The organism is Streptomyces sp. NBC_00986, assembly GCF_045162565.1.
In the GTDB taxonomy this organism is placed as follows: domain Bacteria; phylum Actinomycetota; class Actinomycetes; order Streptomycetales; family Streptomycetaceae; genus Streptomyces.
The window spans coordinates 11,383,150-11,408,458 of record NZ_CP108733.1; the positions used below are offsets into that span (position 1 = coordinate 11,383,150).

Here is a 25,309-nt window from a genome sequence, read left to right on the forward strand (position 1 = left end):
CCGGTCATTCGTAGGATCGGTGAGCCCGAGGACTCCGGGGACGGCTGTTGGCTTGTCGCCGCTCGATGGCTGAAGAGACCTGGCCTCCCGGAGCCCGTGACGGTCACAATCGCTCATCTCGATCATTGACCTCGCTGTTGTTTCAGGCGGACGTGCTCGGTGAGGGTTGCGATTCGTTTCACGGTCTTCCCAAGCTCGTGACGTGCCGCTGACCTGAGGTTCTTCGAGCCGGGCGGGGGTGCGCCAACGCGGCTCGGCGGGCCGTTCCCAAGGGCGGCGGAGGTCCTCTGCGAGGGGCCGTGCGAGGCGGAGTTGGATGTGGGCGGCGATGATCAGCCACGTCCTCAGGTCGGCCGTGTGCGGATCGTGGACCTTGGGGACGGTCCAGCCCAGGGTCGGCTTGAACAGCCGGAAGGTGTGTTCAAGGTCGAATCTGCGGAGGAACGCCTGCCGGCCGACATCGACGTCCTGACCGGTCGTGCCGGTACGCGAGGACCACAGCCACACCGGCTTGGGGCCGCGGTCACCAGGCAGGTGCTCGACCTTCAGCCGGATCAACGTGCCGTGGATCAGCGGGAGTTCACCGCAGTGGTCGAGCCAGGGGCCACGGGTCTGCAATCGGGGGCGCATCCGGTCCCAGGCGAGGGCTTCGGCCGTGTCGTAGCGGGTGGTGTCGCACGGCGTGGCTTGGTCAGCGGTGGTCGACGTAGGTGACGAGTCCGCCGATGGTCAGGCCCAGTGCGCATCCGCGGCGGAAGGATTCGTGGCGCATGCCCGGGGTGTGCTGGGCGTCGGTCATCGCGTATGGTGCGCGGATCCCCAGTTCCACGCCGCACAGGCACACGACGTAGCCGTGACGCAGGGCGGCGGCTGCCCACTCGGGGTCGTGCGGGACCCAGGTCCGGGAGTAGATCTCACCGTCGGGCGTCCGCAGTTCCAGCCGGGAGTAGGTGTCTCCGTAGCACCGCGCCAGTTTTGGCTGTTCATCGGGTATCTCGTGCAGCTCCCATCCGGGGATCGAGGGCAGGTCGCAGTAGACGTCGGGCGGTAGGCGCCTCATGCCGAACAGGATGGCGCCTTCGATCTGCGGTTCCTCGGGTATCTCGTCGGGCGAGGCTCCCTTCGGCGCGACGTACCCGAAGTGGCCGACGCCCACGGCCTGCCTGAACTCGAAGAGGGCGGTGGGCAGGCGGGGTGTCTGTGCGGGATGGAGGGTGACTGTGCCTTCCGCGGTCTCCAGGCCCCCCAGCACGCACTCGAGCTGCAGTGCGGGGTCGTCGCAGAACAGGATCCGCCCGAGGTCGTCGACCTGTTCGAACTGATGCCGGCTCATCTTCTTCTTCAGCCCTCCGGTTGGTTGCCGTTCCGCGTCCACGAAGCAGACGACTCAATGTTGAACCATCCTATTGAAGGATCGTTCAACAATCCATACATTGGAACGCGTGCACCACCAAGCCGACGGTTTCGTCGAGAGCAGGGGTGAGGGTGAGCGCGGAGGAAGCAGGACAAGGGCGGACAGGCATGGCTTGGCGGGTGCTCGTCGGCGCCGCAAGCACCGGCGCGGCGTTGGCGCTGTGGGCGATCGTGCGTCTGATAGTGCGCACGGCCTTCGTCACGCAGGCCCAGTGGATCGACGCGTTGTGCGCGCTGGCGATCCTCCTCGGCTGCGTGTTCCTGTGCACGTGCTGGTACTTGGACCTCCGATGGCTGCTGTGTGCGGTGTGTCTTTTCGGGGTGCTGTTCCTGCAGAACCTGGAGCTGGATCAGCAGGCGCTGCACCAGCACGGGCGTACCGAACACGTCAGGGTCCGACAGATTCGGTGGTCCGCCGGTGACGGCATGGATCCGGGCGTCCACCGCTACACGGTCACCGTCCTCGACGGCCCACCGCTGGCTCCGTTCGAGGAGAACGGGCTCATGGGCTGGAAGTGGGTGGTAGGCGGTACTTACACGGTGACCGTCGATCCGCAGGGCCGTGCCACGCTCAAGCGAGGGGACAAGCCCGGGCCGCCGGTAATCCAGCAGTTCCTGCAGATCCCACTCGTCCTCGGCCTGACCTTCGCCCTGCGGCGGCCCGCGGGCCTGCTCCTGCGCCGACAAGGTGTCCCGTCAGCCGGACCCGCCCAGCCGTAGGGGCTGTGATCGAGCAGCGCTCCGGCGCCGACGATCGCACCGGCTCCGGTCCCCGGAGTGTGGATGGTCGACGACGGCCGCCGTCGGACTGAACCACAGGATCAGTAGCTGGAGGCTTTGGAGCTCACCTCGGGGATCCCCCAGTGGGCCCTTGAACGCAATCACGGGTTCCGGGAGCGGCCAGGCAGCTGGTCGGTCGGTACTTGACGGGGCGACCGGCGAGGTAACGGGCGGGCCGGCGGCCAGGGCCGGTATGGGAGGACCGCATCTGGTGCCTCCAGGTCCACGTGTTCAGCGGTGCTGGCTTCGAGGCGACCCGCGCAGCCGGCCCGGGCGCGGAGCGCGAGGACGTGGGCCCCTGCGTCGGCCCGGCTCACAGCTTCGGCGCAGGGGCCCACTCGGTCCTGGCGGGACCGGACGGCACTGTCAGAGGTGACAGTTCAGACTGGAGGCCTGGTCGTTGGCCGACACGAACTGGGAGCTGGTGCCCGGGAGTTCGGTCCACAGTCTCGATCCACCCTGGCCGATGTCGTGCCAGACGTCGATGGTGTAGCTCTGCGTGTTGTTCGCCCAGGAGGAGGCGACATCGTTGAACCCGAAGTCGGTCAGGTTGATGGTGAAGCCCGAGCAGAGTGAGGTGCTCGGCGTCCAACTGAGCATCCGGCCGCTCCAGTTGTCCTGCCACAGGCAGAACTGCCCGCTCCCGCAGTCCGCCAGAGCCGCCGGCGATGTCAGCTTCAGCGTCACCCCTTCGCTCTTCCAGGTGATGGCGTCCCTGCCGGTCTGGGTGCCACCGGGATGCTTGGCCATGATGCTGTCGAGCTGGCCCTGTAAGGAGTCCGGCGTTGCCGCGGTGCGGGCCGTGGCCGTGACGGCCGACCCCGTGGCCTCGGCTGCGTGGGCGGGAGCGGCGATCGCCGCTCCTCCGATCAGCAGTCCGGCACAGGCCGCGACGGCACCGAGCAGACGTCCGAGTCTCGTTCCTTCTCGCTGCGTTCTCATGAGCGTGTACTTCTCCTCGTCGACGACAGTGGTGCGTGACCCGGAGAACGCTGACAGCCCGGGCCGACGCCGTCGCGTGCTGTGCCGTTGAACGGAACGCGCTCCGCGGTCCGCGTGGTGATCGCCGAATGTGCGATATCCCCTTGAGATCCACCGGGTTCCTGTGCCCGTGGCCAGCGGCGTGAGCCGGAGGTGCCGTGCACGCGGTCGGCGGTCCCGCCGAACCCAGTGCGATGGCCGTCCTACGACAGTCGCTGCTTTGTGTCGGTCCGCCTGGTCTGCCCGGATGCTGAGGCAGGCGGATGCGTGCCCGCCTCTGCCGAACGACCAGAAGGGGGAGTCATGCCGGCGACATTCCGGGGCGCGGTTGCGGCGGCAGTGATGGCGGGGGCGTTGCTGGTGTTCGTGGCCGTGGCGGCCGATGCGGCGGCCGCGTCGTGCGCGCGGCACACGGCGGGTGTTTGCAAGGAGAACTCGCCGCATCCGCACGGGGCTACCGCGAAGTGCAAGGACGGCTCGTACCCATACAGTGCCCACGCCCGCGGGACATGCTCGCACCATCGGGGCGTCAAGTACTGGTATCGGTGGACGCGTTCCGTGGCCGCAGCTGGAAGACTGGATGCCTGTGACTCATTCTGATCTTGCTCGCCGTATCCATGCCGCCTCGCATCTGACGGGGCGTTTCACGCTTCGGTCCGGGCGTACTGCCACGGAGTACTTCGACAAGTACCGGTTCGAGGGGGACCCGGTCCTGCTGGATGAGATCGCCCGGCGGATGGTTCCGCTGGTGCCCTCTGCCACCGAGGTTCTGGCCGGCCTGGAGATGGGCGGCATCCCCGTGGTGACCGCGCTGGGACGGCACACGGGTCTGCCCTGCGCGTTCGTGCGCAAGCAGGCCAAGCCGTACGGCACCTGCCGTCTCGCCGAAGGCGCCGCGGTCGTGGGCCGTCGGGTGCTGGTCGTTGAGGATGTGGTCACCAGTGGTGGACAGATCGTGCTGTCGACCGCGGATCTGCGCGGTCTGGGGGCGCAGGTGCATGAGGCTCTGTGCGTGATCGACCGCGAACAGGGCGGCGCCGATGCCCTCGCGGCCCAGAGCATCGCACTGTTGTCGCTGCTGACGGCCGGAGACCTGCGAGCGGCAGCCTGATCGGCAGCACGGCTGTCGCTCGCCGTCACGCTGTCCGCGGGCGTCATGTGTGTACTTCGCTGTCATGCTCGGCGAGTCCGAGGGCACCAAGGACCTGGTCCAAGTCCTGCTGCTGCACCGCCACCTGCAGCACCGCGACGTGGTCGCCGGGCCCCGTGCCGGGCTCGCGGTCGGCGCCCGCACCGCGGACGGGGTCGCGCTGGAGGCCCGCAAAGCCGCGGAGGCCGAGGGCCGGTCCCCCAATGATCAGGTGTGGGTCGACACCGTGATGGATGCCAGTGGCTACACCTGGCGCGCGACGTACGACGAGGCTGGCCGGATGCTGACCGAGGTGCCGGTGGTGGTCGACCGGGCGATCGTGGACGGCTATGTGTATCCCGCGTACGTCGACGACAACGGCTACCTGATCGTCGAGATGGATGACTGATCAGTACGGGCGGTGTCTGCGAGGACGGACGGCAGCGGGATGCGATGGCCGTTGTGCGTTCTGTCCGGCTTGGTCATTTGCCGTCTGCGGTGGGGCGGTTGGCGCTACGGTCGACGCAGAATCAGTGCAACGGCAGTCGGGGGAAGTACGTGACGGGCATCGAGCTGGCGGTCGGGCTCGTGGCGGCGTGGGCGGTGCGCAAGGCGAAGCGTGTGGCCGGCCGGGCCGATGCCGAGGCCGACCTGGTACTGGATGCGGGGATGGATCGCGTGCATGAGGTGGTCGCGGCCCGGCTGGGCAAGGATCCCGCCCTGGAGCAGGCGATGGTCGAAGCCGCTTCGGAGCAGGGAGAGGTGACGGGCCGGACTCGGACGCGTCTCCAGCTGGCCTTGGAAGAGCAGACCGAGCAGGATCCCGGCTTCGCCGCCGAACTTCGGAAGGCGGTCGAGGGCGTGCAGGCAGCGGCCGCGGAGGCTGCCCCGGGCGCGCGGGCGGTATACGGCAACACTTTCAACGGCCCCACCGCGATCCAGTCCGGCGACCACAACACGCAGCACAACACGTTCGGCTCCTGACCCGTGGCCGGTGACACCTACAACGGGCCCACCGCCGGTCAGTCCGGCGACGGCAACACCCAGCACAACCACTTCCACGGCACACAGCCGGCGGGGGCTCCGTGGCCGCACCTGGTCGGGAGGATCCCGGCGTTGGCGGAGTGTTTCCAGGCCCGTGCGGAGGCAGTGCGGTTGCGGCAAGCGCTGGCCGGAGGCGGGACCGCCGTGGTTGGCCAGCCCGCGCCTGCGGGGGGAGTGTTGGCCGGTATGGGCGGTGTCGGCAAGACGCAGTTGGCCGCGGACTACGCCCGCACCGCGTTGTCGGCGGGGGAGCTGGACGTATTGGTGTGGATCACTGCCTCCAGCGGCACAGCAGCCACATCCGGGTACGGGCAGGCCGGAGTCGAAGTCCTGGGCGCCGACCCGGCCGATCCGACCGCGGCAGCACAAAAGTTCCTGTCTTGGCTGGAACCTAAGGGCGAGTCGGAACCGTGCCGATGGCTGGTGGTCCTGGACGACATAGCCGATCCCGCTGCGCTGAACGGCATGTGGCCTCCGTCCAGCCCACACGGCCGGACCCTGGCCACCACCCGCCGCCAGGACGCGGCCATGACCGGCCCCAGTCGGCGACGGATCGACGTAGGGGTGTTCACCCGCGCTGAAGCCGCCGACTACCTGACCGAAGCACTGGCCGCCCACAACCGCACCGAACCCGCCGACGACATCACCGCTCTGACACACGATCTGGGCTGCCTGCCACTGGCCCTCTCCCAGGCCGCCGCCTACATGATCGACGCGGGCAAGAGCTGCGCCGCCTACCGCACCCTGCTGGCCGACCGGACCCGGACCCTGGCCGAACTGAGCCCCGACATCCTCCCCGACGGGCAGAACCACACCATGGCCGCGGCCTGGTCACTGTCCATGGACTACGCCGACCAGCTAAGCCCCGTCGGCCTGGCCCGTCCTATGCTCCAGCTGGCCGCTTTCCTCGACCCCAACAGCATCCCCATCGGCGTCCTAATCTCGCAGGAAGCCCGGGCATACCTCGCTGCCTGCCGCACCAACCGCTCTGCTCCGGAAGACGAGATGCTCGCGGTCAGCGTGGATGACGCGGACGGTGCTTTGCGCGCCTTACGCCGCCTCAGCCTCATCCACATTCCCTCCTCGGCCATCAGCTCCGACAGGCTGAATGGATCCAGTGAGGTAGTACGGGTTCACCAGGTCATCCAGCGCGCGACTCGTGACTCCCTCAGCGCAGCCCGGTACGACAGGACCGCCCGCGTAGCCGCTGACGCTCTTACTGCCGCCTGGCCGAACACCGAGCGCGACACCGCTCTGACAGCCGCACTACGCGCCAACACCGCCGCACTTCTCGCCTCCGGGGAAGACAGTCTCCTGCAACCGAGCGCCCATGTCGTGTTGCTCCTTGCGGGAAGAAGCCTCGGCGAATCCGGGCAAGTTGCCGCCGCCTCCGAATACTTCACACGACTGCACACCCTCTTGCGACAACACCTGGGACCCGACCACCTCGAAGTCCTGGTGGCCCGCGGCGATCTCGCTCGTTGGCGGGGGGAGGCGGGGGATGCGGCCGGAGCCGTCACCGCCACCGAGGAACTCCTGCACGACCAGCTACGAATCCTGGGACCCAACCACCCGGAAGCCCTGATCACCCGCAGCAACCTCGCTCGTTGGCAGGGGGAGGCGGGGGATGCGGCCGGAGCCGTCACCGCCTACGAGGAACTCCTCCACGACCAACTACCAATCCTGGGACCCAACCACCCCAACACGCTCACCATCCGCGGCAACATCGCTGCTTGGCGGGGAGAGGCGGGGGATGCGGCCGGAGCCGTCACCGCGTACGAGGAACTCCTGCACGACCAGCTACGGGTCCTGGGACCCAACCACCCCGACACCCTGATCACCCGCGGAAACATCGCTGGTTGGCGGGGGGAGGCGGGGGATGCGGCCGGAGCCGCCACCGCCACCGAGGAACTCCTCCACGATCGCTCACGGGTCCTGGGACCCAACCACCCCGACACACTCGCCACCCGCGGCAGCCTCGCTCGTTGGCGGGGTGCAGCCGGGGATGCGGCCGGAGCCGTCACCGCCTACGAGGAACTCCTCCAGGACCAGCTACGAATCCTGGGACCCAATCACCCCAGCACACTCACCACCCGCGGCAGCCTCGCTGGTTGGCGGGGGGAGGCGGGGGATGCGGCCGGAGCCGTCACCGCCTACGAGGAACTCCTCCAGGACCAGCTACGAATCCTGGGACCCAATCACCCCAGCACACTCACCACCCGCGGCAACCTCGCTGCTTGGCGGGGGGAGGCGGGGGATGCGGCCGGAGCCATCACCGCCACCGAGGAACTCCTCCACGATCGCTCACGGGTCCTGGGACCCAACCACCCCGACACACTCACCACCCGCAACAACCTCGCTCGTTGGCGGGGCGCAGCCGGGGATGCGGCCGGAGCCGCCACCGCCTACGAAGAGCTCCTCCACGACCAGCTACCAATCCTGGGACCCAACCACCCCAACACACTCAACACCCGCGGCAACCTCGCTGCTTGGCGGGGCGCAGCCGGGGATGCGGCCGGAGCCGCCACCGCCACCGAGGAACTCCTCCACGACCAGCTACGGATCCTGGGGCCCAACCACCCCGACACTCTGATCACCCGCAGCAACCTCGCTGCTTGGCGGGGCGCAGCCGGGGATGCGGCCGGAGCCGCCACCGCCTACGAAGAGCTCCTCCACGACCAGCTACCAATCCTGGGACCCAACCACCCCAACACACTCACCACCCGCAGCAACCTCGCTGCTTGGCGGGGAGAGGCGGGAGATGCGGCCGGAGCCGCCACCGCCACCGAGGAACTCCTCCACGACCAGCTACGGATCCTGGGGCCCAACCACCCCAACACACTGATCACCCGCAACAACCTCACCCACTGGCTACGGTCTGGCGAAACGGACTGAAGCTACTGACTACGGCAGTTCTCACGAATCTGACCGCTTGATACACACTGGTGGGGTTGATAGACCGTTACATCGCCACCAAACCCGGCCTACCTATAGGCCGCGTGCATCGGCGAGGCTCGCGGCCTCCCCAAGCATCCGCGTCGGGACGCGTCCGCTGCCGTGGGCATCGTTGAAGTCCGGGACGCTGATGTCGTCGTCACCGAAGCGGCGGTGCAGGGCATCGCGGACGACGGCGAGCGCGCTGGCTTCCAGGGCTTGGTGTCCGCCGGCTTCGGCGCGGATCGCGCCCATCATGCAGACCGCGCCGTCCTCGTCGGTGAGGGTGCCGGCGCACCATCCGCCGGTGGCCATGCGGCGCTGTGCGCGATCGAGGAGCGCGGCGACCGGTGACTGGTATACCGCTGGCGGGGCGGCGGGGGCGGTGTGCAGGAGGGCGTCGGGGACGGTGACGACGTCGGCCAGGACCACGGGGGAGGTGTGGATGTGTGCGGTGCGGACCTCGTGGGCGACGGCCGCGATCTCCAGACGGACCGTCATCGAGGCATCGACGGCGGCGAGTCGGGCATCGAGGCTCAGGCCGTCGATGGAGTCGCCCGCGCCCGCCGACCGAGACCGGCCCGCTCACCTCGTGTGGGCCCTGCGGCAGCGACGTCCTCACCGCCGAACTGCGCGCCAAGGTCCGTGCGGAGGTGTACTTCGAGTCGCTGTACTGAGCCGGGGGAGTCCCGCGGCGGGCGACCGTCGGCGCCCGACGTCCCGCGCTCCCCGAAATCGAGCGTGCGGTGCGTGAGAGCCCGACGCAACTGAGCGCTCACTCAGGTGAGTTGGCCCGCTTTGCCATGCCACCGGCCTTGCCCACCGGGCTGTTCGGGCCGGTCGCCTCGGGGAGTCGCCCGGTGAGGCTGCGGGGGGCCATGCGATGTGGTCGGAGTCCGTGTTGGGTGCCGGCGTGCCGCGTGTGCCGGGGCGTCCGGTCGACGGGCTGTGCCGGGTTCCGCTTCCGCCCAGCGCGTGGGCGGTTGGACGGATCTGCTCGCTTGCCGCCGGTCAACCGTCCGCACGAGTCCACGCCCCACAGCGGGAAGAAAAATGAAGTAGGTGGTGGGACCGGCCCCGGGCGGTGGGCGAAGGGATCAGGCGTCGCGGGTGTTGCTCGCGCGCGACGGCGGGGCCGCGCGCGATGTCCGGTCCGGCAGCTGTCCGGCCGGGCCGTGTCGTCCTGGGCAATGTGACCTGCCTCAATCTCCGTTGTTTCTCGAGGAGTTCACGCTGAAGTCGGCTGCGGGCTCGTAGCTCATGACGGGCCTGCTGTGGGTTCGTCCCGACGGGAAGGGAGGCCTGCGTGGACTCGGCGACGGTTGTTGTCACCATCGTGTCGATCGGCACTGCGAAGGCGTATGGATTGCTGGCGTTGTGGCTGTGACTGCGGTGGCGGGCGCAGCAGGAACTGGCCCGGCAGCGGTGCCTGACGGGTGTGCCCGGGGCTGCCGCAGCCGGTGGGCGGCTGGAGCTCGAGACCACAGCCGCCGACGGGTACCGGATTCGGATGCGGCTTCTGCCCGGACGGGCCGCTGAGGGGCGGGGCGGCATATGAGTGAGGACGAAGTGACGGGTGCCGGGAATTTACCGGCCGTGTCGCCGTCGGCTCGGTGGGGAGCTCTTTATCACTGAACCGAGACCGGGAATCAGGCCGCGACGAGCTCCTGTTCGCGGTCCGGCATCTTGACCTTGGGCTTCTTGTTCGGCAGTGAGAGCCGGAAGACCTTGTGCCACGCGGAGAACACCTGCTTGGGCAGCGGCCCGGTGACGTACTCCAGCTCGTACTTCTCGAACAGCGCGCGCACCTTCACCGCGACCTCGGCGTACCGGTTGCTCGGCAGGTCCGGGAACAGGTGGTGCTCGATCTGGTGGGAGAGGTTGCCGGTCATGAAGTGCATGGCCTTGCTGCCGCTGATGTTCGCCGAGCCCATCATCTGGCGCAGGTACCACTGGCCGCGGGTCTCGCCGTTGATCGACCGGCGCTCGAAGACCTGCACGCCCTCGGGGAAGTGCCCGCACATGATCACCGAGTGGGTCCAGACGTTGCGGACCAGATTCGCGGTGAACGTGGCGGCGAGCGTGGGGAGGAACGAGGGGCCCGACAGCAGCGGGTGGATCACATAGTCCTTGAGCACCTGCTTGCGGATCTTGCGGCCCACGGCCTTGGCCCGCGCGCGGAACTCCGGGTTCTTGCGGCGGCGCTTGTTCAGGTTCTTGCCGAGTTCCAGGTCGTACGCCGCGATGCCGTACTCGAAGAAGCAGGCGTTGATGAAGTTCCACAGCGGCTGGCCGAGGTGGAACGGGTGCCACCTCTGGTCCTCGTCGACGCGCATGATGCCGTAGCCGAGGTCGTTGTCCTTGCCGATCACGTTGGTGTACGTGTGGTGCAGCTCGTTGTGCGAGTGCTTCCACTGCTCGGACGGCGAGACGTGATCCCACTCCCAGGTGGTGGAGTGGATCTTCGGGTCCCGCATCCAGTCCCACTGGCCGTGCAGGATGTTGTGGCCGATCTCCATGTTGTCCATGATCTTCGCCACGGACAGGCCGGCGGTGCCGAGCAGCCACGCGGGCGGGAAGATCGAGAACAGCAGTACGCCCCTGCTGGCCAGCTCGAGCCTGCGCTGCGCCGAGATGACCTTACGGATGTAGGCGGCGTCCTTCTCGCCGCGGCCGGCGATCACCTCGTCGCGGATCGCGTCCAGCTCGCGGCCGAGCTCCTCGATCTGCTCCGCGGTCAGGTGGGCGGTGGGGTCGGTGGCGGTCAAGGTGCTCCTACCGTTCGATGTCGCAGGGGCCCGCGGCGGCGGACACGCAGGTCTGGATGAGGACGCCCGGCTCGGCCTCGGTGATCTCGCCGGTGCGCAGGTCGCGGACGGCGCCCGCCTTGAGCGGCGTGACGCAGCCGAAGCAGATGCCCATGCGGCACCCGGAGGGCATGAGCACGCCGGCCTCCTCGCCGACGTCCAGCAACGGCGTGGCGCCGTCCGCGTCGACGGTCTTGCCGGTGGCGCTGAACGTGACCTCGCCGCCGTCGCCGGTGACGACGATGCCCGGGCGGAAGCGTTCGGTGTGCAGGCGCTCTTGGAGGCCGTGCTCGGTCCAGTGCTCTTCGGCGGCGTCGAGCAGGCCCGCGGGCCCGCAGGCCCAGGTCTCGCGCTCGGCCCAGTCGGGCACGAGTTCGTGGAGACGGGCGATGTCGAGTTTGCCGTCCGTGTCGGTGTGCACCTCGGTGAGCCGCAGCTTCTTGTCCGCGACCAGGTCGTGCAGTTCGTTGCGGAAGATCACGTCTTGCGGCTGTGGCGCGCAGTGGACCATGACGACGTCGTCGAACTCGCTGTCGCGCAGCATGCCCATCACGGGCGTGATGCCGCTGCCGGCCGTCAGGTAGAGCACCTTGGCGGGCTTGGCCCGCGGCAGCACGAAGTCACCGGTCGCCTGGTCGAGCTGGATCAGCGTGCCCGGTTTCGCCCTGCGGACCAGGTGGTTGCTGACCTTGCCGTCCGGGATCGCCTTCACGGTGATCGTGAGGCGGCCGTCCTGGCGGTCTGTCGGCGAGGTGAGGGAGTAGGCACGCCACAGGCGCACTCCGTCGACGTCGACCCCGATCCGCACGTACTGACCGGCCGTGTGGCCGCGCCAGCCCCGTCCCGGCCTGATCACGATGGTCGCGGCGTCACCCGTCTCGGGGTGCACGGACTCGATGCGCCCACGCAGGTCAGCGCCCGCACGCAGCGGACTGACCAGGTCGAGGTAGTCCGACGGCAGCAGCGGCGTCGTGACCATCTCCAGCAGTTTCCACGCCCTGCTGCGGAGGGCTGTACTCGTCATGAGTCCAGCCTGCTGCGCCGCAAGGCGTAAAGTCCTGACCGCAGGACGTAAATCTGGTCGACTGAATTGTTCGCAGGGAACAAAACATGGGGCATGCAGTTCGGAGGGCCAGCGAACTGGCCCTGGATGAGACGACGGTCACCGTACTTCGGGCCGCGCTGAAGACCACCGCCGACGAGATCGTTCAGGCGATCATCGACGAGGTACCTCCCTACGCCAACGCCCTTGCGGGCCGCATGGGCGCGACCATCCGCCGAGCCGTCCGCACCGCCCTGGGGCACTACCTGGACCTCGCGAGCGGGAATGCCACGGGCGGCGACGCCGGTGACGCGGCCTACGAGCTGGGCCGCGGTGAGGTGCGCGACGGCCGTTCGATGGACGCCCTGCTCAGCGCCTACCGCGTCGGCGCCCGCGTGGCCTGGCGATGCCTGGCGGCGGGTGCCGTACCCGCAGGTCTGCCCGCCGCCGAGGTCGCCAAGTTCGCCGAGCTGACCTTCGCCTACATCGACGAGCTCTCCGCCGCGAGCGCCGCCGGCCACGCCGACGAACTGACCGCCCGGGGCAGGGACCACGAGCGCCACCTGGAACACCTGGCCCGCGACCTCCTCGCGGGCGCGAGCCCGGACGTGCTGCTGGCCTCTGCTCAACGGGCCGGGTGGCAGCCTCCGGTTTCGCTGACCGCGGTCCTGCTGCCCGCCGCCCAGGGCCGGCCTGCCTACCGCGCGCTCGACCCGAGCACCCTCGTCCTCGACGATCTGCCGGACGCCACCGGTGTGCTGCTCGTCCCCGATGCCGACCGGTCACATCTCTTGCGGCAGCTGACCGACCGCACCGCCGTGGTCGGCCCGGCCAGGCCGTGGACTCGTGCGTCCGCCTCGTACGCACGAGCCCTGCGCGCGCGCTCCCTCTCCCCTGATATCCGCGACACCGAGGACCACCTGCCCGAGCTGGTGCTGAGCGCCGACGCGGACGCGTTCGCAGACCTGCGTGCCCGAGCCCTCGCCCCCTTGCGGACCTTGCCTGTCGCGACCGCACGGCGCCTGGAGGAGACGCTGCGGGAGTGGCTGCTGCACCAGGGCAGACGGGAGGAGGTGGCGGCGGCGTTGTTCGTCCATCCCCAGACGGTCCGGTACCGGATGTCGCAGCTGCGGGAGCTGTTTCCGGATCTCGCATCGCCACACCGGGTCCTTGAACTGACGCTGGCGGTCGGTCTTCGGGTCGGCTGACGTGTACTTCGACCGTCCACGACCGCGTCCGCGAGCGGTCCAGGAATCGTGCCTCGTTCTCGGTCCCATCAGCCGGCTCATGCGGCCAGGGGAAGCCCGTCGGGGCGCTGTCTCTGGGAAGCGCGGTGGCGGATACGGCTGGACCGGATCCGGTGGACGATGCGCTCCGGCCCGTTCGTCGACGTGCTCATCGAGCATCTGGTCGGCGTTCTGGGCAGCTACGCCGTGGAGAACGGCTTTCACGTCGTCGTGGAGGGCGCTCTCCTGGCACGAGCTGACCCACGGGCGCGCGGCGGGCTGCAGCTGGGTGACCGGCGGGGCGGCCGGGCCGGGTCACCAGGGTCGGGGGTCAGGGCCGCTCGCGCCGGGGACCACCGTGGTTCTGCGGCGGCACCGCGCCTCCCTTCCGACAGGCCAACGGGACGACCGGCCGGGCCGGCCTGGCGCACCGCGCGAGGGATGATGGGGATGGAATGACGGAATGTGAGGTCAGGGGCTTCTATGGCGCAGCGGGTTCACCGACCCCGTGAGGACGCGGAGTTCAATTTCATCCTCGGGATGAGCGGAGTTCCGGTCCTCGCGTACTTCACCGGGACATGGCCCAAGGCGATCGAGCCCTGCCGGGTGATGGACCTCGTCGTGGGTGGCATCGCCGACGACTACACGGGCCGCCTGACGGCCGTCCGCGCCGACATCACCCGTTGTCCGGCCGCAACCGAGCGATACGGGATCACCGGAGCCCCGTCCTACGTCCTGCTGAAAGAGGGAGAGGCGGTGACGCACGGCACGGGGCCCATGACCACCGCCGAGGTACGGAAGTTCCTGGACGGCCACCTCTGAGCGGACGCTGCGGCACGTGGCCGCGACGCCCGTCACGTCTCGTCCGAGGGATGCCGCGGGCATCGAGCCGCCGGCACCGGGTCGCCCCGGAGCGGTCGAGGAAAGCACCGTCCTCCAGCACCTGTTCGCGCGGGTGAAGTCCTCCAGCGGTTCACCTGCGACAATCCGCGCACCGCCGCGCGCCTCGTGGCCGAAGTCGCCGTGACCGATGTGCGCGCGGCACAGTTGCCGCAGGACAGGGGCACTGCCGCCGGCACTGCGGGTCCCTGCCGACTCGGCAAGGACCCGCGCCAGTTGGTGTCCGTGTCCATTGGTCTTTCGACGGTGGCTTGCTTCGGCGGGCCTGGGCGATCCTTCCCGCGGTCGTCAACAGGCCGGCTGTCACGGCGAGTCGTGCACGATCCAGCGGGTGCAGTTGAGGAGTTCGGTGTCGGTGGTGGGGCGCCAGGCCAGGCCGCAGGAATCGGCGAGTTCGGTGCCTCGCTTGGCGGAGAAGCGTAAGTGGCCGTTGCGGAACAGAGCGTTGAGGTCGTCGGTGTCGGGTTCCGGTAGGAAGGTGAGCAGGGGTGACTCGTCGCCGTCGGCCGCCACCGCGCGGTAGAAGTCCGGATAGTCCACCGGGCGGAGCGGCACCAGCTCGGCCAGCGCCGCCAGGACCTGTTCCAGCGGGACGGCCCCCGGCCGCAGCAGGTGGAAGGTTTCGTTGTCGCGGCCGGTGCGAAGGGCACCCACTACGGCCGTGGCGACCTCGTCGACCGGTGTCCAGTCGGTGACGGCCGTCGTACGCGGGCTGAGGCCGAGGCGGGCGCAGGCGCGCAGCAGCAGATCCAACTGGGCGCGCCGGTTGCCGGCGCCGGTGAGTGAGTGCGGCATGACCTCACCGAGGCGGTGGACGGTGACCGGTACGTCCTGTGCCCTGGCCGCCGTCAGAAGCCGCTCGGCGGCCCACTTGGAGCGGCTGTAACCGTCCTCGGGCAGCTCCTCCGGGAGCGGGTCCTCCTCCAGCACGCGCTCTGTGCCGTCCTTGTCCGGGAAGACACCGAGGGTGGAGAGGTGATGCAGACGCTTGGGCCGGCCGGTGGTGGCCAGCCGCAGCAGCACCCCGGTACCCACCACGTTCGGTGCGCGCAGTCCGGGATAGCCCAGGGCCAGGTTCACCAGCGCGCCGCAGTGCAGCAGTGAGTCGACGCGTCCGGCCAGCCGGGTCCAGGCCTCTGTGGTCAGGCCCAGTCGGGGTTGTGCCAGATCACCCGGGACGAGAACGATCCGCCGCGCGTCGTAGGGCCGCCCCGACCGGGCCATCACTTCGGCGACGCGGTCGGCCTGGCCGCCGGTGCGAAGCAGACAGTGCACCACCGCGTCGGTGCGGTCGAGGAGTTCGGCCAGTACATGGGCGCCGATGAAGCCGGTCACACCGGTGAGCAGCACGTGAACCGGTTCGCCGGTGGGTGTCGGACCGGACCCGGGGCGCGGGACGGACGCGTGTGCGATGTCGGCGAGCAGCAGGGCGCGGTCGTCGGGAGTCGCACCGTCCTGGTGCAGCAGCGCCGCCTGCTCCCGCAGGGTTGCGGCGGCGGCGAGTTGGCGCGGCGGGACCCGCACGCCCAAGGCGCGGTGCAGGGCGGCCGAGAGCCGCTGAAGGGTGAGCGAGGTACCGCCGAGAGCGTAGAAGTCGGCCTCCGGGCCAGGGGCGGCACCGTGCAGATCGGCCAGGAGCTCCCGCCAGAGCGTGGCGATGATCTCCTCCTGCGCGGTGAGCTGCCCGCCTCCTGCCCGACCGGCGAGCTGCAGGGAGGCGAGTTCGGCCAGTGCCCGGCGGTCGGTCTTGCCGTTGGGCGTGAGCGGCATCCGGTCGAGCAGCAGGAAGGTACGCGGCACCGCGTGGGCCGGCAGCAGGGCCCGACTGTGCGCGTCGAGTTCGGTGGAGGTGAGCGTCGCGTCGGTGGTGACGCAGCACACCAGACTGCGCAGATCGCCCTCGCCGTGGATCACTGCCCTGGCCTGCACCACCTGCGGGTGTGCGGCGACGGCGGCCTCCACTTCCAGCAGGTCGATCAACACGCCGCCCAGCTTGACCTGTTGGTCCTGCCGCCCGACGAACATCAGCAGCCCGTCGGGCCGTTGCCAGGCCAGATCCCCTGAGCGGTAGAGCCGGCGTCCGGGCAACTCGGGAAAGGGGTTCTCCACGAAGGCATCCGCCGTACGGGCCGGGTCGTGCAGGTAGCCGGCGCCCAGGCAGTCTCCGCCGAGGTGGATCTCACCGACCTGCCCGGGTGCGACCAGTGCCCCGTTCCCGTCGAGCAGCACGGCACAGGTGTTGTCGATCGGGCGGCCGATCGGTATCGGTCCGGTGTCGGCGTCCGAGACCTCGTGGAAGACGGAACCTATCGAACACTCCGTCGGCCCATAGGTGTTGGTGAGCCTGACCTCCGGCAGCAGTTCGCGGAACGAGCGGACGGCGCTCGGGTCGATCGCCTCTCCGCCGATCAGCAGGTGCCGCAGGGAGGAGAGCCGCGCCGTCAGTGCCGGGTCGGAGTCGAGCAGATCGACCAGGGTGTTGAAGACCGAGGGAACGAAGTCGGTCATCGTGACACGGTGGCGGGCCATCTCGTCGATGGTCCGGGTGAGGTCGAGGACGCCTTCACGGCGAGGCAGTACCACCCGGCTGCCCTTGGTGAGCGGCCACAGCAGCTGCCACATGGAGGAGTCGAAGACATGGCGGCTGTTCTGCAGCACCACGTCCGGCCCCGCACCGAAGCGCCGCGTCATCGTCAGGAACCGGTTGAGCAGCCCGAGATGGCCGTTGAGCGCGCACTTGGGGGTCCCCGTCGAGCCGGAGGTGAAGAAGCCGTAGATCAACTCGTCGGTGCCGGGCACCGCGTGGTGCACGGGCCGCACGCCGTCGGGCGCGCCGGTCCCGGTCACGTGAAGTACCGGCACACCGAGCGGGGGAACCGGGCGGGGCCCGGTGCGTACTGCCAGAGGCGGCCGCAGCGCCGTGATGCTCTCGTGCAGACGGTGCTCGGGCCACGCGTCGTCCATGGGCACAAACGGCGCGCCCAGCTTCATCGCGGCGAGCATCACCACGGCCAGCTCCTGACCGCCGGCCGTGATCACGGGTAATAAATCGCCGCGGCGTACGCCGAGCCTGCGCAACTCACCGGCCCAGGCCGCCGCCAGCTCGATGATCTCGCCGTAGGTGAGGCAGGTGTCGTCCCACAGCAGTGCGGGCCGCTGGGGGGCCCGCCGCGCCTGTTCCTCGATCAGGTGAATGGTTGTCCGGTCGGCTGGATAGTCCACCCGGTGCCCCTGGAAGTCGGTCAGGAGCCGGTGTCTGAGCGCGGAGTGCACGGTTCTCCCCTCACGGTTGTGGAAGGCCAACCCTGTACTATTGCTTGCCAATTGACAGTAAGTCCGAGAGGGGATCTGTCGGTGCGTCTTCGTCGCTTCGGCCGGACTGGATGGCAAGTCGGCGAGATCGGCTACGGCATGTGGGGCATCGGTGGCGGCACCGGTGGCTGGACAGGTGGTGACGAGGGCAGCGGACGCGAGGCGCTGCGCCTCGCCGTGGATCAGGGCTGTACCTTCTTCGACACCGCCTGGATCTACGGCCGAGGCCACAGCGAGCTGCTGCTGGGCGAGTTACGCGCCGAGTACCCCGACGGGGCGATCCGGATCGCCACCAAGATTCCGCCACTGGACCGGAACTGGCCCACCCGCCCGGGCGCGCGCTTCACCGAGGTCTTCCCCGACGCCCACGTGGCGGAGTATCTGGCGCTCAGCCTGAAGAACCTCGGGGCGCAGCGCATCGATCTGATGCAGTACCACGTGTGGGACGACAGCTGGGCGGATGATGACGAGTGGCTCGCCCAGGCGGCCCGGATGAAGGAACGCGGACTGGTCGAGGCGGTCGGCATCAGCGTCAACCGGTGGGAGCCCACCAACGTGCTGGCCGCGCTGGAGACCGGCCTGGTCGACGCCGTTCAGGTGATCTACAACATTTTCGACCAGGCCCCGGAGGACGAACTCTTCGCCGCCTGCGCCCGGCACGACGTCGCCGTGATCGCGCGGGTACCGTTCGACGAGGGCACCCTCACCGGTTCCCTGACCACGGACACCCGCTGGCCCGAAGGGGACTGGCGCAACAGCTACTTCGTCCCGGCCAATCTCGCGGCCAGTGTGGAACGCGCCGATCGCCTGCGCCCCGTCGTCCCCGAGGGGATGACCATGCCGCAGCTCGCCCTGCGCTTCATCCTCCAGCACCCGGCCGTCAGCACGGTGATTCCCGGTATGCGCACCCCCGCGCACGTCCGAGCCAATCTGTCCGTCAGTGACGGTGTCGCCCTGCCGGCCGGGCTGATGGACGAGTTGCGCCGCCACCGCTGGGATCGTGTGCCGACGGAGTGGTCGCAGTGACGCAGCCGGAACGGCCCGTCGTGGCCGTGGTCGACCCTGTCTCGACGGGCTCCCAACTCGCCGACGAGTTCGCCCGGCGCGGCTGGGACACCGTGGCCGTCTTCACCCCGGGCGAGATGCCGGCGGCGTACCGTCTCGCCTTTCGTCCCGAGCGTTACCTGGCCGTCATCGATCTGGGATCGGTGGCCGATCCGGCCGCCGAAGTCGCGCTCCATCAGCCGTCATTGGTCATCACCGGATCCGAGTGGGGGGTACGGGCCGCCGACGAACTCGCCGAGCGGCTCGGCCTGTTGGGCAACGGCACCCGGCTCAGCCTCTCCCGGCGCGACAAGTACGCGATGGCCGAATGTCTGCGCCTTGCCGGGGTGGACGCCGCGGAGAGCACCGTCTGCGACGACGTGGAGAAGATGATCGACTGGGCCGACGTCGGCGGCCACTGGCCTCTGGTGGTCAAGCCGTTGGCGAGCGCGGGCTCCGACTCGGTGGCGATCTGCGCCGACGACGCCCAGGCCCGTGACGCCTTCGCCCGTATCCACCGGCGGACCGACCAGATGGGCAACTTCAACGAGCTGGTGCTCGCCCAGGAATTCCTCGCCGGCGATCAGTACTTCGTCAACACGGTGAGCCGGGACGGGCTCCACTTCGTCCATGAGATCTGGCGCGAGCAGCGGGCGAGCGTCGACGGCGCCGTCGTCTACGACTACCAGGACCTGCTGGCACCCGACGGTGATGTGCAGCGAGACCTGGCCGCGTATGTCGTACGGGTGCTCGACGCTCTCGGTATCGCCCACGGCCCCGCGCACGCCGAGGTGATGCTCACCTCGCGCGGGCCCGTGCTGATCGAGATCGGCGCGAGGCTGGAGGGCGCCGTCACCTCCCGCGGCCCGCGGGAGGCCACCGGCCACAGCCAGGTGTCGCTCACCGTCGACGCGTACACCGATCCCGCCTCGTTCGCCTGCCTGCCCGGCACGGACTACCGGCTCCTGCGGAGCCTGCGGGTGGTGTGCCTGATCGCCCCGCAGGACGGGCGTCTGGCTGCCGGACCGCTCGCGGAGGTGCGCGCGTTGCCCAGTTACCTCTGCGGCTCGATCGACCTTCTGGCCGGCGGAGACGAGGTCCGCCGTACCGTCGACCTGTTCAGCTCGCCCGGGCACCTGTATCTGCTCGGCGACCGTAAGCAGATCGAGCACGACTACCGGCGCGTTCGGGAGATCGAGCAGACCGGCCTTTACCAGGAAGAGCCCGCCGGATGAGAGTGCGGCACATCCGCAGCGTCCACGAACTCCAACCCGCGGACTGGGAGCGACTGTCGGCCGGCCGCACCGTCTACCTCGGCCGCCCCTGGCTGGAATGGGCCGAAGGATCCGACGACTACGAGAGCCGGTATCTGCTCGCGGAGGAACCGGACGGTTCCGTGGTGGGCGCGCTGCCCACCTACTTCTGGCGCGGCGGCTCCGGTGTCTCCATGAACCAGGCCTACCACCCGCTCGACCTGCTCGCCGTCCCTCGCCTGGGAGCCGAGGCGGAGGCCGACCGGCACCTCTGGATGCCGCTGCTCCTGCTGGGCTCACGGGCCGGCTACCACGGAGGAGTACTCGTCGACCCGGCGCTGCCCGCGTCGAGACGCGCGCGCGTGATCGCTCGGCTGATCCAGGCAGCGGCCGAGTTGGCCGAGACCCTCGGTGCCGCGGCGACGGCCCTGCTGTACGCACCGCAGGACCACGCCGAGGAGTGTCTCGCCGCACTTGCCGCGCACGCGCCGGACGTTCCGGCGCCCTCGTACGCTCCGCTGTCCGCGGAGGCGGTCGTCCCGGTCGCGACAGTGGACAAGGAACGCTCCGCCCGGCGTCGCCGCGAATGGCAGCGAGAGGCCCGCGCATTCGCCGACTCCGGTGGCTCGGTCCACCGCGTGCGGCTCTCCGAGTGCTACCAGGAGGCCGGACCGCTGCTCGGCCGGCTCCAGCGCAAGTACGGCGCGGACGACACCGACGAGTCGATGACGGCGTACCTGAGACAGCAGGCGGCCTGTCTCGATCCGTGGAGCGAGGTCTTCCTCGAACGCCGCGACGGCCGCCTCACCGGCTTCGCTCTCTGCTATCTGTGGGGCGACACGCTGCATGTCCGCGCCGCCGGCTTCGCCCCGGACGCCGGCCCGTACGCGTACTTCAACCTCGCCGTCTATGAGCCGCTCGCCCTCGCGGCGTCACTCGGCCTTGCCTGGCTCGACCTCGGCACCGGCGCCTACCGGGGCAAGATGCTGCGCGGCGCCCGGCTGCGCACCACCCATGCCCTGGTCTGGCCCCCGCGGGGAAGCCGGGAGTCGGTGCGCTCCGCGCTCCTGCTCCCCGGCGAGGACTATCTGGACGCGACCGGCTGACTCCTTCGGCGGCGAGCCCCGGCCGGCGGCACCGCTTCCCACCGAGGCCGGGGCCCCGCCGCCGGGTGCCCCGCGGCCTCGGTGGGGGAGCCCTGTCTCACAACTCGCTGTCCGGCAGGCCCAGTTCCGCCTCGATCAGGTCCGCATAGGTGTCACGGCGGCGGATCAGACGGCTGGTGGAGCCGTCGACGAGCACCTCGGCAGGGCGCAGTGAGGAGTTGTACTGGCTGGCCATTGCCATGCCGTAGGCGCCGGCACCGAAGATGCAGATGAGGTCCCCCTCGGCGAGCGTCGGCAGTCGGCGCTCCCGGGCGAGGTAGTCGGTCGACTCGCAGATCGGCCCGGCGATGTCGTAGCCGGTGAGACCGGGCAGGTCGATCCGCCCGGAGCGGGTGGGCGGTACCAGGCCGTCGACGGGGCGGACGGGCCACATGAAGTGGAAGGAGTCGTACAGTGCGGCGCGGATGAGGTTGTTCATCCCGGCGTCGACGATCGCCACCCGGTGCTGCCCGGCGTCCTTCAGATAGCGCACCCGGGTCAGCAGGACACCGGCGTTCGCGGCGATCGAGCGTCCGGGCTCCATGACGACCTTGCCGCCGGCTGCGACGAACGGCTTGAGGACAGGCGTGATCGCATCGGCGTACACCCCCCAGCCCGGTGCGGCACCCGTCTCGTACTCGGCGGCGAACCCGCCGCCCATGTTGATGAGTTCGATCTCGTGGCCGTCGGCCCTCAGCTTGTCGACCAGGTCCAGCACCCGGGTGAGCGCGACGATGTAGGGCTCGGGGGAGTGGATGGGCGAGCCGAGGTGGACATGCACACCGGTCAGTCGGACGTGGTCCAGCTGCGAGGCGCGGGCGAACAGCCGGGGCACTCGCTCCAGATCGATGCCGAACTTGCTGCCCCGGATACCGGTGGTGGTCTTCTCCGGGGTTCCCTCGCTCTGCACGTCGGGGTTGACCCGGATCGCGGCCCGTACGGTACGGCCCATCGACCGGGCCACCCGGGCCAGGAGTTCGAGCTCCGACTCGGACTCGACATTGACGCAGCCGATTCCGGCGGAGACTGCCTCGCGCAGTTCGGACTCCGACTTGCCGACCCCGGCGAAGACGATCCGCTCGGCAGGGATGCCCGCCGTGAGGGCCCGGTGCAGCTCGCCTCCGCTGACCACGTCCGCCCCGGCGCCGCCCGCGCCCAGTTCGTGCAGCAGATGGAGGTTGCTGCACGTCTTCACCGCGTAGCAGACCAGCGGGTTCAACTCGGAGAAGGCCGCGGTGAGATCCGCGAGGTGCGTACGGAACGTGTCGCGCGAGTAGACGTAGGTCGGAGTGCCGTGCTCGGCGGCCAGCTCCTCCAGGTCCACTCCCTCGCAGCGCAGCACCCCGTCGTGATAGCGAAACCTGTCCACCGTGCGTCCTTCCGAGAGCTGAGCGGTCGGAGACGATCCTATCGACGTCCGAATCCCAAGGCCCCTTTCGTCGCCTCAGGTTGACGCTCTGTCAGCCGGCAGGGCCTGCCTGCGGGGGAGGGGCGAACAGATGATCGCGAGCGGCCCGAACAGCAACGCGCCGGACATCACCCACAGCGCCTCGCGCAGTCCCAGTGCGGTGCCGAGCACACCACCGGCCATGGTGCCCAGGGGTACCATGCCGTACGCGACGAACCGGAATGAAGCGGTCATTCGGCCGGTCATGGTGTCCGGCGTGAGGGTCTGGCGCAGCGATACCTGCAGCACGTTGGAGACGCCGGTCGCCAGGCCGGAGACGGCGAACCCCGAGCAGATCACGGTGAAGGCGGCGAGCCGGCTGCCCGAGGCCGCGGGTACCAGCAGGAGCGCGCTGCAGCCCAGCACGGAGCCGACCGTGATGGTGGGTCCCAGTCCGATCCGGCGGGCCGAGCCCTCGGACAGGAAGGTGCCGAGCGTCGAGCCGATGCCGGCCGTCGCGAGCGACAGTCCGAGCAGCAGCGGCGAGAATCCCAACTCGCGCACCGCGTAGACCAGGTAGAGGACCAGGGCGCCTTGCTCACAGGCGTTGAACACGGCCGTCTCGATGGCCAGCGCCCGCAGTTCGGGTTGGCCGAAGACGAAGACCAGCCCGGCCCTGACGTCCTGCCACCAGGCGACTGCCACCTGCCGCACGCCGCCGGGTGCCGTCTTCTCGACGGCCTGTCGGGGCGTCGGCCTGATCAGGGCCAGGGTGAGCGCCGAGAAGGCGAAGGAGAACGCGTCGATGACCAGGGCGCCGGCCGCGCCTACCGCGGTGCAGACCAGTCCGCTCAGACCCGGCCCGCCGAGATCGGCGGCGGACTGGCTGGCCTGGAGGTTGCGGTTGGCGCGGGTGAGTCTGTCGCGGCCGACGAGTTGGGGGACGTAGGCGAGATAGGCCGAGTCGAAGATCACCTGGAAGATGCCGACCAGGAACGGCACGGCGTACAGCCACCACAGCCGCAGCCCACCCATCGCGTGCAGCACCGGTAGGACGAGTACCAGTGCCGCACGGGCGACGTCCGCGACGATCATCAGCCGGCGGCGGTCCCCCCGGTCGACGAGGGGGCCCAGCGGCAGCGCGAAGAGCAGGAACGGGAGATAGCGCAGGGTGGCGATCACCCCGAGCTGCCCGGCATTCGCGTCGAGCGACACCACCGCGAGCAACGGGAGGGCCAGCGTGCCCACCTGGGTACCGACCAGGGACAGGCTCTGGCCGAGCCAGAGGGCGCCGAAACCGTACCGCCGTCGCGGTGGTGCGGTCACACGCTGCTCCTCTGCCTCTATCCGCCGGTCTCGATCAGCGCCTTGCGGTGGATGCCGTCGTACTGGTCGATCAGATCCCCGTTCAACTCCCGCATCATGCGCAGGCGTTCGTCGAGGAGATCATAGTAGGAGAGGTGATCGCTGTTCATCGGCGCGAGATAGACACTGATCACCTCGGGGACCTGCTCGATGTCGAATTCGAGCCGCTCGTGCTTGTTGCGGAAATCGGCCGTACCCGGCAGCAGTGTCCGGTTGTAGACGTTGAAGTACGGCACCACGCGGGAGTCACGGTCCAGCAGCGCTTCGCGCAGTTGGAGACTTCGGCGCAGATAGTGGTCGATCGCCGGCCGGTCGTCGCCGTCGTGGCCGATCAGCACGTTGAAGGTCTGATATGTGACGCCGAAGCCGAGCATCGCGTCGAGGATCTCCAGTTCCTCCTCGAAGCCGCGCAGCTTGTTGAACTTCGAGGTCGGGTCGTCGCCGAGGAACTCGAGCGGAATCTGCACGCGGTAGCAGCCGCGCCAGATGTCGCCGGAGCGGTCGCTCCAGAACAGGTGCTCCATCAGTTCCAGGTCCGGCTTCCCGAGATCCAGGAACTTGCCGAACTCCAGCCCGTTGGCGAACTCCCAGGAGAAGCCGTACTCCCGCGCCATCCGGAAGATCTCGAAGACCTCCTCCCGGCCGCTGCGGTGCAGCATGGTGCCGCGGCCGCTGCGCTGGAGCCGGGAGAGGATGTTGTCCTCCTGGAAGAGGATGTTGCGGATGCCCATCTTCCGGAAGTAGTCGAAGTGCTTCTCGACCGCCTCGGGCGACATGTGGCGGTACTTGCCCCGCATCGGTGTCGCGCAGAACGAGCAGGTGCGGTAGCAGCCGCGGGAGGACTCGAAGCAGATGAACGGTGTGGCGACGTTCTGCGGCGGGGTGCCCTCGCCGGTGTCGTTGTAGTCCTGGTAGTTGGTGACGAGGTCGAGGGCCATCGGCTCCAACTCGTCCATCTTGAGGGACGGGCCGCCGAAGACGATGTACCCGCCGTTGTACTCACGGCAGAACGCCGCCTGGGTGAGGGGCTGTCCCTTGGCGACGGCCTCGATCACCTTGGCGAAGAGATACTCGCCGTCCAGCTGGACGATCACGTCGAAGCCGTTGTCCAGGTACCACTCGGGGCGGGCGGTGGCGTCCATGCCGCCGCCGACCACCAGAGCCTGCGGGTTGACCGCCTTGGCGTGCTTGGCGAAGTCGGTGACGGAGCCTGCCGAGTTGGTGAAGTTGTTCGAGATGCCGATGATGTCGGCCTCGCGCAGCGTGGTGTCGTAGCGCTCGAATTCCCCGCCGTAGCGCAGGCACTCGATGACCCGCGGTCCGTATGCGAAGGACTTGTAGAGCACCGGCTCGTCCTCGTCCACCTGGGTGTCGATGATCCGCAGTTGGGCCTCGACCCCCCACTGCGCGAGGAAGCTGCGGGTGCCGGCCGCCAGTGTGGCCAGCGCGCTCTTCGGGTTGAGGACCCGTACGGGGCTGATCGTCTCGGCTTCCCCGGCGAACCGCTGGCCGGGGTAGGGCGCGTAGTAGAGATCGACAAGCATGCC

20 protein-coding genes and 1 pseudogene are annotated in these 25,309 nt (G+C 69.3%); 11 read left to right on the plus strand and 10 right to left on the minus strand.

Annotated features, from left to right (window positions below; all coding sequences use genetic code 11):
• Positions 1 to 122 precede the first annotated feature (122 nt).
• Together OG504_RS51390 and OG504_RS51395 are read right to left on the minus strand one after the other, a co-directional pair.
• Positions 123 to 693 (minus strand): annotated as a pseudogene (locus OG504_RS51390) (transposase); the annotation flags it as partial.
• On the minus strand, positions 692 to 1,333 hold the full coding sequence (locus tag OG504_RS51395; protein ID WP_405996070.1) for a hypothetical protein: 642 nt from the start codon (positions 1,331 to 1,333) through the stop codon (positions 692 to 694). The pseudogene OG504_RS51390 and the gene OG504_RS51395, both read right to left, overlap by 2 nt.
• 188 nt (positions 1,334 to 1,521) lie before the next feature.
• Here OG504_RS51395 and OG504_RS51400 point away from each other — a divergent pair, with 188 nt between their 5' ends.
• Positions 1,522 to 2,133 carry a hypothetical protein gene (locus OG504_RS51400; protein ID WP_405996071.1) on the plus strand — a complete coding sequence of 204 codons (612 nt, stop codon included), beginning with the start codon at positions 1,522 to 1,524 and terminating at the stop codon, positions 2,131 to 2,133.
• Positions 2,134 to 2,559: 426 nt separating this feature from the next.
• Here the strand turns inward: OG504_RS51400 and OG504_RS51405 are convergent, their stop codons facing one another.
• Positions 2,560 to 3,135, minus strand: coding sequence for a peptidase inhibitor family I36 protein (locus tag OG504_RS51405; RefSeq protein ID WP_405996072.1), 576 nt, complete (start codon positions 3,133 to 3,135; stop codon positions 2,560 to 2,562).
• Between the two features lie 381 nt (positions 3,136 to 3,516).
• On the opposite strand from OG504_RS51405, the gene OG504_RS51410 reads away from it, so the two are divergent.
• From OG504_RS51410 to fxsT, 5 genes are all read left to right on the plus strand, one after another.
• Positions 3,517 to 3,774: a DUF3761 domain-containing protein gene (locus OG504_RS51410; protein ID WP_405996629.1), complete on the plus strand. Its 258-nt coding sequence runs from the start codon at positions 3,517 to 3,519 to the stop codon at positions 3,772 to 3,774.
• Positions 3,755 to 4,285 (plus strand): orotate phosphoribosyltransferase, encoded by a 531-nt coding sequence (gene pyrE, locus OG504_RS51415; protein ID WP_405996073.1) that lies wholly within the window; start codon positions 3,755 to 3,757, stop codon positions 4,283 to 4,285. The genes OG504_RS51410 and pyrE overlap by 20 nt, the downstream gene beginning before the upstream one ends.
• A 49-nt stretch (positions 4,286 to 4,334) precedes the next feature.
• The gene (locus OG504_RS51420; protein WP_405996074.1) at positions 4,335 to 4,712 is read left to right on the plus strand and encodes a hypothetical protein; all 378 of its coding nucleotides are present in this window, start codon (positions 4,335 to 4,337) and stop codon (positions 4,710 to 4,712) included.
• A 149-nt stretch (positions 4,713 to 4,861) separates the two neighbouring features.
• Positions 4,862 to 5,287: a hypothetical protein gene (locus tag OG504_RS51425; RefSeq protein ID WP_405996075.1), complete on the plus strand. Its 426-nt coding sequence runs from the start codon at positions 4,862 to 4,864 to the stop codon at positions 5,285 to 5,287.
• Between the two features lie 3 nt (positions 5,288 to 5,290).
• Entirely contained in the window at positions 5,291 to 8,242 is a 2,952-nt protein-coding gene (fxsT, locus tag OG504_RS51430) for an FxSxx-COOH system tetratricopeptide repeat protein (RefSeq protein WP_405996076.1), read from the plus strand.
• 93 nt (positions 8,243 to 8,335) lie between these two features.
• Here fxsT and OG504_RS51435 read toward each other — a convergent pair whose 3' ends face one another.
• The 3 genes from OG504_RS51435 to OG504_RS51445 form a co-directional block, all read right to left on the minus strand.
• Positions 8,336 to 8,782, minus strand: coding sequence for a hypothetical protein (locus tag OG504_RS51435; protein WP_405996077.1), 447 nt, complete (start codon positions 8,780 to 8,782; stop codon positions 8,336 to 8,338).
• Positions 8,783 to 9,930: 1,148 nt separating this feature from the next.
• Entirely contained in the window at positions 9,931 to 11,049 is a 1,119-nt protein-coding gene (locus OG504_RS51440; RefSeq protein WP_405996078.1) for a fatty acid desaturase family protein, read from the minus strand.
• A gap of 7 nt (positions 11,050 to 11,056) precedes the next feature.
• Positions 11,057 to 12,112, minus strand: a complete 1,056-nt coding sequence (locus OG504_RS51445) for a ferredoxin reductase (protein ID WP_405996079.1) — start codon at positions 12,110 to 12,112, stop codon at positions 11,057 to 11,059.
• Between the two features lie 86 nt (positions 12,113 to 12,198).
• Here OG504_RS51445 and OG504_RS51450 point away from each other — a divergent pair, with 86 nt between their 5' ends.
• Positions 12,199 to 13,338: a PucR family transcriptional regulator gene (locus tag OG504_RS51450; RefSeq protein WP_405996080.1), complete on the plus strand. Its 1,140-nt coding sequence runs from the start codon at positions 12,199 to 12,201 to the stop codon at positions 13,336 to 13,338.
• A gap of 501 nt (positions 13,339 to 13,839) precedes the next feature.
• A complete protein-coding gene (locus OG504_RS51455; RefSeq protein ID WP_405996081.1) occupies positions 13,840 to 14,178 on the plus strand; it encodes a thioredoxin family protein in 339 nt (112 codons plus the stop codon).
• A 381-nt stretch (positions 14,179 to 14,559) separates the two neighbouring features.
• Here OG504_RS51455 and OG504_RS51460 read toward each other — a convergent pair whose 3' ends face one another.
• Positions 14,560 to 17,529, minus strand: coding sequence for a non-ribosomal peptide synthetase (locus tag OG504_RS51460; RefSeq protein WP_405996082.1), 2,970 nt, complete (start codon positions 17,527 to 17,529; stop codon positions 14,560 to 14,562).
• Positions 17,530 to 17,610: 81 nt separating this feature from the next.
• Here OG504_RS51460 and OG504_RS51465 point away from each other — a divergent pair, with 81 nt between their 5' ends.
• From OG504_RS51465 to OG504_RS51475, 3 genes are read left to right on the plus strand one after another with little or no spacing between them, the layout of a single operon-like run.
• Positions 17,611 to 18,594 carry an aldo/keto reductase gene (locus OG504_RS51465; protein WP_405996083.1) on the plus strand — a complete coding sequence of 328 codons (984 nt, stop codon included), beginning with the start codon at positions 17,611 to 17,613 and terminating at the stop codon, positions 18,592 to 18,594.
• Entirely contained in the window at positions 18,591 to 19,847 is a 1,257-nt protein-coding gene (locus OG504_RS51470) for an ATP-grasp domain-containing protein (protein WP_405996084.1), read from the plus strand. Before OG504_RS51465 ends, OG504_RS51470 begins: the two co-directional genes overlap by 4 nt.
• Entirely contained in the window at positions 19,844 to 20,971 is a 1,128-nt protein-coding gene (locus tag OG504_RS51475) for a GNAT family N-acetyltransferase (RefSeq protein ID WP_405996085.1), read from the plus strand. Before OG504_RS51470 ends, OG504_RS51475 begins: the two co-directional genes overlap by 4 nt.
• A gap of 97 nt (positions 20,972 to 21,068) precedes the next feature.
• On the opposite strand, the gene lysA is transcribed toward OG504_RS51475, so the two are convergent.
• The 3 genes from lysA to OG504_RS51490 form a co-directional block, all read right to left on the minus strand.
• Complete coding sequence (lysA, locus tag OG504_RS51480; RefSeq protein ID WP_405996086.1) at positions 21,069 to 22,379, minus strand: diaminopimelate decarboxylase; 1,311 nt, start codon at positions 22,377 to 22,379, stop codon at positions 21,069 to 21,071.
• A gap of 75 nt (positions 22,380 to 22,454) precedes the next feature.
• The gene (locus OG504_RS51485) at positions 22,455 to 23,723 is read right to left on the minus strand and encodes an MFS transporter (protein ID WP_405996087.1); all 1,269 of its coding nucleotides are present in this window, start codon (positions 23,721 to 23,723) and stop codon (positions 22,455 to 22,457) included.
• A gap of 17 nt (positions 23,724 to 23,740) precedes the next feature.
• Positions 23,741 to 25,306: a B12-binding domain-containing radical SAM protein gene (locus OG504_RS51490; RefSeq protein WP_405996088.1), complete on the minus strand. Its 1,566-nt coding sequence runs from the start codon at positions 25,304 to 25,306 to the stop codon at positions 23,741 to 23,743.
• Positions 25,307 to 25,309 lie beyond the last annotated feature (3 nt).